Annotated in this window: 2 protein-coding genes; both read left to right on the top strand. The window is 49.4% G+C overall.

Translation table 11 applies throughout. The annotated features are described in order from the left end of the window. Positions 1 to 674 precede the first annotated feature (674 nt). Entirely contained in the window at positions 675 to 4,004 is a 3,330-nt protein-coding gene (locus H6G07_RS24760) for a non-ribosomal peptide synthetase (protein WP_073610998.1), read from the top strand. Next, positions 4,001 to 9,787, top strand: coding sequence for a non-ribosomal peptide synthetase (locus H6G07_RS24755; protein WP_073610997.1), 5,787 nt, complete (start codon positions 4,001 to 4,003; stop codon positions 9,785 to 9,787). The genes H6G07_RS24760 and H6G07_RS24755 overlap by 4 nt, the downstream gene beginning before the upstream one ends. Positions 9,788 to 9,820 lie beyond the last annotated feature (33 nt).

The following is a 9,820-nucleotide window of genomic DNA, read 5'->3' as shown; positions in this document are numbered from 1 at the left end:
CCTGAAAACGCTGAGGCTATGCTCCAGATTGCTATGGTTCGCATCATGCTCAGGCGCTTGGCTTAATTGGCTACACCCCTACCCCTTTTCAAACGCCCTCTTAGGGATCGCCCTCATTGCGCTCATCCATCGAGCCGTTTAAATCGAACGGCCACCATGCAGAACGCGCTCGCTGGACGCAATGGCTTTTGTCGCTCAACGACAGATTGTTTTTGGGCGTTGCTGAATTGAGGAATGAATCTGCAAAAGCAACAGTTGCTGCATCGCCCCCAACCCCCCAAACTTGGGGGGCTTTGAAGTCGTCTGGTTCCCCCCAGAATTGGGGGGCTAGGGGGGCAAATTATACCGTTGATCAGCAACGCCTGTTTTTGTTCTAGTGCAGTGAAAATGTTAGATATAAGCATTTCGCCCTCGACTAAACCATAGAGGTTGACGAATGCACCTTGCAGATTGAGCTTAATAGTGACTACTAGCCTTGCCTAAAATTGCAGCAATTTTAATGAACAAGTTGAAATATTTTGTGTAAACAGGTGCATTCAGCGTTATACAGCCTTTTATTAGTGAGCGCGCAATAAAAAGACACAGAGATTTTTGTCAAAATCTACCCTAAAGCATAATTCTCAACTCTTCTTTTTCCTTACAACAGAGTGGGGTTCAACAGATGCAGGGTGTAAATGATTGTAGACGAACCGACTCAGGCGCACATTGAGGCAGATGTTTTTGTCTTTCCCGCCTCGTTTGCCCAGCAGCGTTTGTGGTTTATTGACCAGCTACTGCCGGGAGATGCTCTTTATACGAGTCCTCTAGTATTTCGCCTTAGCGGTGATTTACAGCGATCGCATCTCCAGTGCAGTATGCAGACGATTGTGCGGCGGCACGAAATTTTGCGAACCTCCTTTGATGTCGTTGATGGTCAATTAATGCAGATCGTCGCCGATCAGGTGGATGTGCCACTGCCGCTGATAGATTTGCGATCGCACCCTGCCCCCGATCGCGAAGTCATAGCGTTACAAGACATCTGGCAAACTCTCCAACACCCGTTTCACCTCAATCAGCAACCACTCTTTCGAGTGCAACTGTGGCAATTGCAGGATGACGAACACCTGATGCTCATTGCGCTGCATCACATTATTTTTGATGAATGGTCAAGTGGTGTTTTGATTCGAGAATTGGGTGAAGGATATGCCGCTTCAGTTCAAAATAAATCTGTTGTACTGCCCGAATTGCCGATTCAATATGCAGATTTTGCTCACTGGCAGCGGCAATGGTTGCAGGGTGAAGTGCTGAATACTCAGTTGAGCTATTGGAAACAGCAGTTAAAAGATGTCCCAGTGCTGCAACTGCCAGGTGCATCATTGCCCATATCAGGACAGTCATTATCCCAAAGGTCTCAGGGCGCAAGTCAATTGCTGGAACTGCCTCAGCGATTATTGGAGGCGTTAGAAAACCTGAGCCAACAGGCAGAAGTGACGCTGTTTATGACCCTGCTGGCGGCATTTCAAACCCTGCTGCACCGCTATACCGGGCAAACCGATTTAGCGATCGGCACTCCCATTGCCAATCGGCATCAGAGTGAATTGGAGGGGCTAATCGGCTTTTTTGTGAATAGCCTGGTTCTGCGAACTAACCTAGAAGGCGATCCAACGTTTTTGGAATTGTTAGAGCGAGTACGGGAGGTTACTCTAGCCGCCTACGATCATCAAGATTTGCCGTTTGAAAAGCTGGTCGAGGAACTACAGCCCGTTCGTAAACTTGGTCAAAATCCCCTATTTCAAGTGGTGTTTGCCCTGCAAAACTCACCCATGACGCAACTAGAATTGCCGGGGCTAATTCTCAGCCCGGTAGATCTGGAGACCAAGACATCTCGCTTTGATCTGGAATTTTACGTTTGGATCTGTGAAGATAACTTTAGAAATTTGTGGGGTAAGGGTTGGCAACACTCAAACGGGTTACGGGGCATGGTGATTTACAACGCTGAGGTGTTTGAGGCCAGCGCGATCGCATCCCTGCTCAAGCACTTTCAAACCCTGCTAGAGGGAATTTCTGCTAACCCAAACACGCCTCTTTCTGCCCTGTCATTACTTACAACTGAAGACCAACAAGAGTTAATCAAACGGTGGATTATCAATCAATCCAGCAATCCTAATGATTGTATTCATCATCTATTTGAAGCTCAGGTGAGAGAACGACCTGATGCGATTGCCCTGCAATTTAGCAACCAACAATTCACCTATCAGCAGTTAAATCAGGGCAGCAACCAACTGGCACGATATTTGCAACGGCTGGGCATTGGCACAGAGATGCCCGTCGGCATCTGCCTGGAACGGGGGATAGAAGCGATCGCTGCCATGTTGGCCATTCTCAAAGCGGGAGGAGTTTACGTACCTCTTGACCCCAGTTATCCGGTAGAGCGGTTGCGCTTTATGGTCGAGGATGCGGGAATTACCGTTGTTCTCTCAGAAGCAAACTGGGTAGACGAATTGCAAACAGCGACCACTCAGGTGGTTTGTTTAGAGCAGGCATGGGACGCGATCGCCCAGGAATCAGAGCAGAACTTATGTACTCCCTATGCCGCTGCTCAGCTTGCCTATGTGATTTATACCTCTGGCTCTACGGGCACTCCTAAAGGCGTTATGGTGCCTCATCGAGCGGTCAATCGGTTGGTGTGCAATACGGATTATGTGCAGATCAGAGCTGGCGATCGCATGGCTCAGGTAGCCAACCTCGCCTTTGATGCCGCCACCTTTGAAGTGTGGGGGGCCTTGTTAAACGGCGCACAGCTAATCGGCATCGAGCGAGAAATCACCCTGTCTCCCGCTGATTTTTCTGGCACATTACAGCAGCTAAATATTAGTATTCTGTTTCTTACCACCGCTTTGTTAAATCAAACCGTTAGTCAAATTCCTGATGCCTTTCGATCGCTTAAATATCTGCTGTTTGGCGGTGAAATGGTGAATGTTGAGCGGGTGCGATCGCTGGTGCAACAGGGCAAACCCCAACACCTGCTACATGTGTACGGCCCTACAGAAAATACAACGTTTTCCACCTGGTACGAGATTCAAGAAATTCCCCAAAATGCTGCAACAATTCCTATTGGCATGGCGATCGCCAATACTCAAACGTATCTGTTCGATGCCCACATGAACCCGGTTCCGGCAGGGGTCGTTGGTGAAATCTATTTAGGTGGGAACGGTTTAGCAAAAGGGTATTTGAATCGTCCGGACTTGACGGCTGAAAAGTTTATAGATTGCTCATCTAGTAGTTGGCCACAGGATTGGATAAGGGAAAATATCAATGAGTTTTTATACAAAACAGGCGATCGTGCGCTCTACCATCCTGACGGCAATTTGGAGTTTTTAGGCCGTGCAGATAACCAGATTAAAATTCGGGGATTTCGAGTAGAGCTAAGTGAGATTGAACTGACGATCGCGCAACATTCATCGGTGCAAGCCGTGATTGTTGTCGTGCGGGAGATTGATCAAGATCGACAGTTGGTTGCCTATATTGTGCTCAATGCAGCGGCAGCCCTGATAGAACGAGAACTGCGATCGCTACTAAAAAAACGGCTTCCTGCATACATGATTCCTGCGGCGTTTGTGGTGCTGGATAGGCTGCCTCTAACGGCTAACGGCAAAGTAGACCAGAAAGCATTACCACCCCCAACATTGCACAGGGCAGAATCCAGTGCAACGACAGCTCCTACAACGTCTTTGGAAGCAACGTTAGTGGAAATTTGGGTGCAGCTATTGGGACAACAAGTGGGCATTGACGACAACTTTTTTGAACTGGGAGGACATTCCTTGTTAGCTACTCAGGTCGTTTCACGGGTACGTGATCGCTTACATATCGAGCTGCCCCTGCGAAGCATCTTTGAAACCCCTACCATTGCCGAATTAGCGCAGCAGATCAATACCCTCCAGGCAACGCTCCAACCCGACTTCACCGCATTAATAAGCGATCAAAGCGGAGTTAATTCTCAACGACGTGAGGAAATAGACCTATGACCAACCGGGCGATCGCTGACTTTATTTCCCACCTCCACCAACTCGATATTAAGCTCTCCATCGAAACTGATCCTACCGTTGAAAATAACCAGACTCGGCTCCGCTGCAACGCCCCCGAAGGAACCCTCACCCCCGCCCTCCGTCAAGAATTAACCGACCGCAAAGCCGAACTCATTACCTATCTACAAATAAATTTAGGCAGCGGAGAACTGCATCCAAAAGATAGTTTTCCATCCACCCACTCTCCCTCCCACACATCTACCTCCCCCCTCTCCTTTGCCCAACAGCGGCTCTGGTTTCTCTACCAGCTCGCCCCTCACAATCCCTTCTACAACGTACCTGCCGCCATTCACTTAAAGGGAGCGCTCGATCGCTCTGCACTGGAGCGATCGCTCCAAGAAATTGTGCATCGCCATGCTGCCCTGCGTACCCGATTTACAACTGTGGATGGGCAACCCGTTCAAGTCGTTGAACCTAACGCCAATGTCGAACTTGCTGTTGTGAATTTGCAAGCGGTTGCGATTAGTGAACGCGATCGCATTCGGCAACAATTAGCGGCAGCCGAAGCTCAACGCCCATTTAACTTAACGACCGACTCTCTAGTGCGCATGACACTGCTGCATTTTGACGCAGCCGAATCTGTGTTGTTGCTGACCATGCATCACATTGTTGCCGATGGATGGTCTTTAGGAATATTGATTCGAGAACTGGGCTATTTCTATACGGCATTTGTGGAGGATCGATCGCCGACTTTACCTCCCTTGCCAATTCAATACGCTGACTTTGCCCGCTGGCAGCATAACTGGTTGCAGGGAGAGGTTTTAGAGAAACAATTGAGTTACTGGCGGCAACAATTGCAAGACTTGCCTGTACTGGAATTGCCGAGCGATCGCCCCCGTCCTGCTGTTCAAACCTATCGAGGCGCGACCTATCCCGTACACATTTCCCCTGCCCTTTCCCAGGCACTAGAAACATTCAGCCAGCAGTCTGGAACATCTCTGTTTATGACCCTGCTGGCCGCGTTTCAAACCTTACTTTATCGATACACAGGCCAAGAAGACATTGCGATTGGAACTCCCATTGCCAACCGCCATCGCAGTGAGGTGGAGGGATTAATCGGCTTTTTTGTAAACAGTTTGGTGATGCGATCGGAGTTGTCGGGCAATCCTACCTTTCGTGAACTGCTGGAGCAGGTTCGCCAGGTTGCCCTAGGAGCCTATGAGCATCAAGATCTACCCTTTGAGAAACTGGTTGAAGAATTAGATCCCGATCGCGACCTGAGCCGCAACCCATTATTTCAGGTGGCTTTTGCCCTGCAAAACGCCCCCATGCAGCCCCTAGATCTACCTGCACTGACGCTAGAACCTGCACCTCTAGACTCTGCCAGCACCCGCTTTGATCTGGAGGTGCACCTGTGGGAACCCGCCCACGGGTTGAAGAGTTTTTGGCGATCGCAAGACGGTTTGGGCGGCTTCATCTCCTACAGCACTGATCTGTTCGATCGCGATAGAATTGCGCGCTTGGTCGGTCATTTCAAAACGCTTTTAGAAGGGATTGTCGCGAATCCAGATGCTCGATTATCAGACTTGCCGTTGCTCACACCCGAAGAAAATCAGCAGATTTTGCATGACTGGAGCGGATGTTTAAAGAATGGGAAGACCGGAAGTCCAGCCGGATTTTCTCATCAGGAGAAAACCAGCGTAGAAGCTTCTCCAGTGAAGGAGATAGTTTACTTTCATCACTTTGTTGAAGCCTATGCAAAGCAGACTCCAAAGACGATCGCTCTTGTCACCGAATTCCAAACTCTTACCTATCAAGCACTCGATCGTCAGGCCGATCAGTTAGGACAAAGCCTGAGAAAAATGAGAGTTCAACCCAATTCCCTGGTGGGGTTGTGTGTCGATCGCTCTGCCGACATGGTGATTGGCATTCTCGGCATTCTCAAAGCGGGAGGAGCTTATGTGCCGCTTGACCCGACCTATCCAAGCGATCGCCTCCAATTCATTCTCAATGACACGCAAGTTTCTATTCTGCTAACGCAGTCTTGGCTTACCGAATCCTTACCCGCAACTTCAGCAACCATTGTTTGCTTAGACCAGCCGTTGTGCCCTCATTCCCCAACCCCTTCTCCCGATAAGGGAGAAGGGGAGCAAGAGCAGGAAGAAAGTAGAAAATCAGGGGAAACCTTATCGGCTCAGTCTCTCCTCTCTCGTCATGGGGACAGAAGGCTAGGGGGTGAGGGGTTTCCCGATCTTGCCTACGTCATCTATACCTCTGGCTCTACGGGCACCCCTAAGGGAGTTCTACTCTCTCACTGGGGTCTATGTAACGTGGTACGGGCTCAACAACAGGTCTTTCAGCCCAACCGCACTAGCCGAGTTTTGCAATTTAGCTCTCTCAGCTTTGATGCGTCTATTTTCGAGATTGCCCTTGCCCTTGGCTCTGGCGGCACCTTATATATTCCTCCTCAGTCTGCCCAATTACCGGGTATGGCACTGATGCAATTTCTGCAAGAGCATGCCATCACTCACGCTCTAATGACGCCAGCCGTACTCGCCGTTTTGCCCTCTGGAGAATTGCCTAATCTTCAAGTGTTAATCACTGGGGGAGAAATCTGCTCCAGCCAGGTAATCGATCGCTGGGCTGCCAACCGCCGCTTCTTCAACGCTTACGGCCCCACCGAAACTACCATCTGGGCCACCGTTGCCGAACTTCATCCAGGAGACAATCCTCTTACGATTGGTCGTCCTATTCTCAATACTCAGGTCTATATTTTAGATGCTCACTTAAACCCCGTTCCCGCAGGAATCCCAGGGGAGTTGTACATCGGGGGGGCAGGAGTCGCCCAAGGGTATCTCAATCGTCCGGGTTTGACGATGAAACGGTTTGTCAGTACTGACTTAAAAGGTGTTTTCTCCCCAACTAATAAACAGCAGTCAACTCTCTATAAAACCGGCGATCGCGTCCTGTATAACCGTGATGGCACTATTCATTTTCTGGGCCGAATAGATCACCAGATCAAGATTCGGGGTTTTCGGGTGGAATTGGGTGAAATTGAAACGACACTACAGCGTCATCCCGCGATTCAAGATGCCGTTGTCATCCCCTCCGCTGCATCGTCTCTGATTGCCTACTTCAGCCTTGATACTGACTACCTGAAAGAAACAGGTCTGCGATCGCTCCAAACTCAACACCTGCAACACTGGCAAACCCTCTACAACCAAACTTACCAATCTACAGGAACCCCTCAGCACCCAGAACCCAGCAATCCACAATTCAACATCACTGGCTGGAACAGCAGCTACACCGGAAAACCCATTCCCCTTGAGCAGATGCAGGAATGGGTGAGCGATCGCGTTCAGCAAATTCTCGCACTGAAACCTAAGCGCGTTTTGGAGATTGGCTGTGGTACAGGATTGTTGTTATTTCAAATTGCACCGCATTGTCAGCAGTATGTAGGCACAGACTTTTCGGCGGTTTCTCTATCGTCAGTTCAAGCTCAACTAGACAATCTAAATTTCTCCCATATTGAGCTTTTACAGCGTATAGCAACCGATTTTGAGGGAATTGATCTGGAATCGTTTGATGTCGTGATTTTGAACTCGGTTGTGCAGTACTTTCCAGACGAAGCCTATTTAATGCAGGTTTTAGAAAAAGCAATTGCAACTGTAGCAGAGAATGGCATTTTATTTGTTGGAGATGTGCGAAACCTAGCCTTATTACCTGCATTTCATAGCTGGATGAAATTTGTTCAGGCAGAGGATGGTGTAGAGCGATCGCAACTCTGGCATCAAGTTGAGCGATCGCAGTTTGAAGAGCCAGAATTGGCCATTGATCCAGCGTTCTTTTATGCGCTGCGATCGCAATTTACCCAAATTCGACAGGTTGATATTCGACTCACGCGGGGCCATAGCCAGAATGAAATGACACAGTTCCGTTACAACGTTTTGCTGCGAGTGGAACAATCCCGTGATGTTGGGTTTTGTGCCTCAGCTCAACCTACGCTAGCTATTAGAGATCCGAGGGAGCAACTTGACTGGAAACATCATTCAGTGACCGTCCAAGAGACCCACCAGCAACTCCTTGCCGCTGAGCCAGAAATTTTCATCATCACGAATGTGGCCAATAGCCGAGTGAATGGTGCTGTTACAACAGCAAACTGGCTTCAGAATAAAAAAGCACCCAAAACCGTTGGGCGAATGCGAGAGCAATTGAAAGACACTGAAAGCTTAGCAATCGATCCGCAGGACTGGTGGAATTTAGAAACAACACTGCCCTACACCGTAGAGATTACTTGGTCAACATCTTCTGCGGCTGGGGATTACGATGTAATGTTAATTCGTCATGGGGTTGATGCAGCGGAGGATGTATTACCGCACAACGAGCGATCGCCCCAGCCGTTCACCAACTATCCCCTTCAGGCAAATATCGCTCGGCAACTCATTCCTGAGCTTCGGCAATATCTCACTCAGGCGTTACCTGACTACATGGTTCCTGCGGCGTTTGTGCCGTTAGCCACCCTGCCGTTAAATTCGAGTGGTAAAGTCGATCGACGTGCCCTTCCCCCGCTTGACCACGCTCAGCATAACGATCTGCCTGCGTCAAACGCACCCCAAACTTCAACCGAGACGGCTCTCATTGAGATCTGGCAAGAACTCTTACAACTCAAGCATGTCAACCGTCACGATAACTTTTTTGAGTCGGGTGGGCATTCCCTATTAGCCACCCAAATGACCTCTCGCATCCGCGACACCTTTAAGTTAGAACTCCCGCTAAAGAATGTCTTTGCAGCTCCTACCATTGCCCAACTAGCACCCATTCTGGACGCATTACGCGATACCACCCCAACCACTCCTCCCCTTGTTCGACTCGATCGCACCGCTTATCGGCGCAAACAATCGACGTTGCTCAGTCAGCCGTCTCAGGTCATTTCTGTTCCTCCCCAACAGGAAACTTCACTCACCCTACCCCCTACTTCACCACTCGTTCCCCTAGCTTTGGGCGGTAGCGAGCCTCCCTTCTTCTGTGTGCATCCTATGTTCGGGGTTGTATTTCCCTATTTAGAACTGGCTCATCACCTGAAGAGCGATCGCAGTTTCTATGGGTTGCAACCTCTGGGGCTGGATGGCAAATCTCGCCCGCTGAATCGCATGGAGGCGATCGCGGCCTATTACATTCAGGCCATTCAAACCCTTCAGCCCCACGGCCCCTATTACCTAGGAGGTTGGTCTTTTGGGGGGTTAGTTGCCTTTGAGATGGCGCAACAACTGACTCAAGCAGGCGAAAAAGTTGAACTGCTGGCAATTTTCGATACGGTTGCGCCCTGCACCAAACCCTCTTTTTCTCAAAGTTTCAAATTCTTGATGAAAACTGCCCTCTGGTCTACCCTGCCATTTTTGTTGGATCTTGGCGCACTAGCGACCCAGCGCCTGCAATCTCAAAATTCCTGGTTCTCTCGCTGGCAATGGTCAGCCATCACCCGACTCATTCCCGAAGAGTCTCGACTGCGCCTGGCGGATGAATCTGCCATTAATGCCATGCTGCCTATTGTCTATGCGAATAGTCAGGCAACCCAAGATTATGTGCCTCAGCCTTATTCTCAGGCGATCGCCCTATTTAAGGCAGCAGAACAATCAGATGCTAATCAATTTGATGAAACACTGGGCTGGAGTGAATTAGTTAAGAATATACAACTACACGAAGTTCCCGGTAATCATTTATCGTTGCTAAAACAACCTCATGTACAAATTCTGGCGCAACAACTCGGGCATTATCTGACGTAAATGCAGCGTTGCGCTAACTCAAATAGCTACAGT

This window comes from Phormidium tenue FACHB-1052, assembly GCF_014696675.1.
GTDB lineage: Bacteria > Cyanobacteriota > Cyanobacteriia > Phormidesmidales > Phormidesmidaceae > Nodosilinea > Nodosilinea tenuis_A.
The sequence above is the reverse complement of the archived record's forward strand: the minus strand, read 5'-3'. Positions and strand labels throughout refer to the sequence as shown.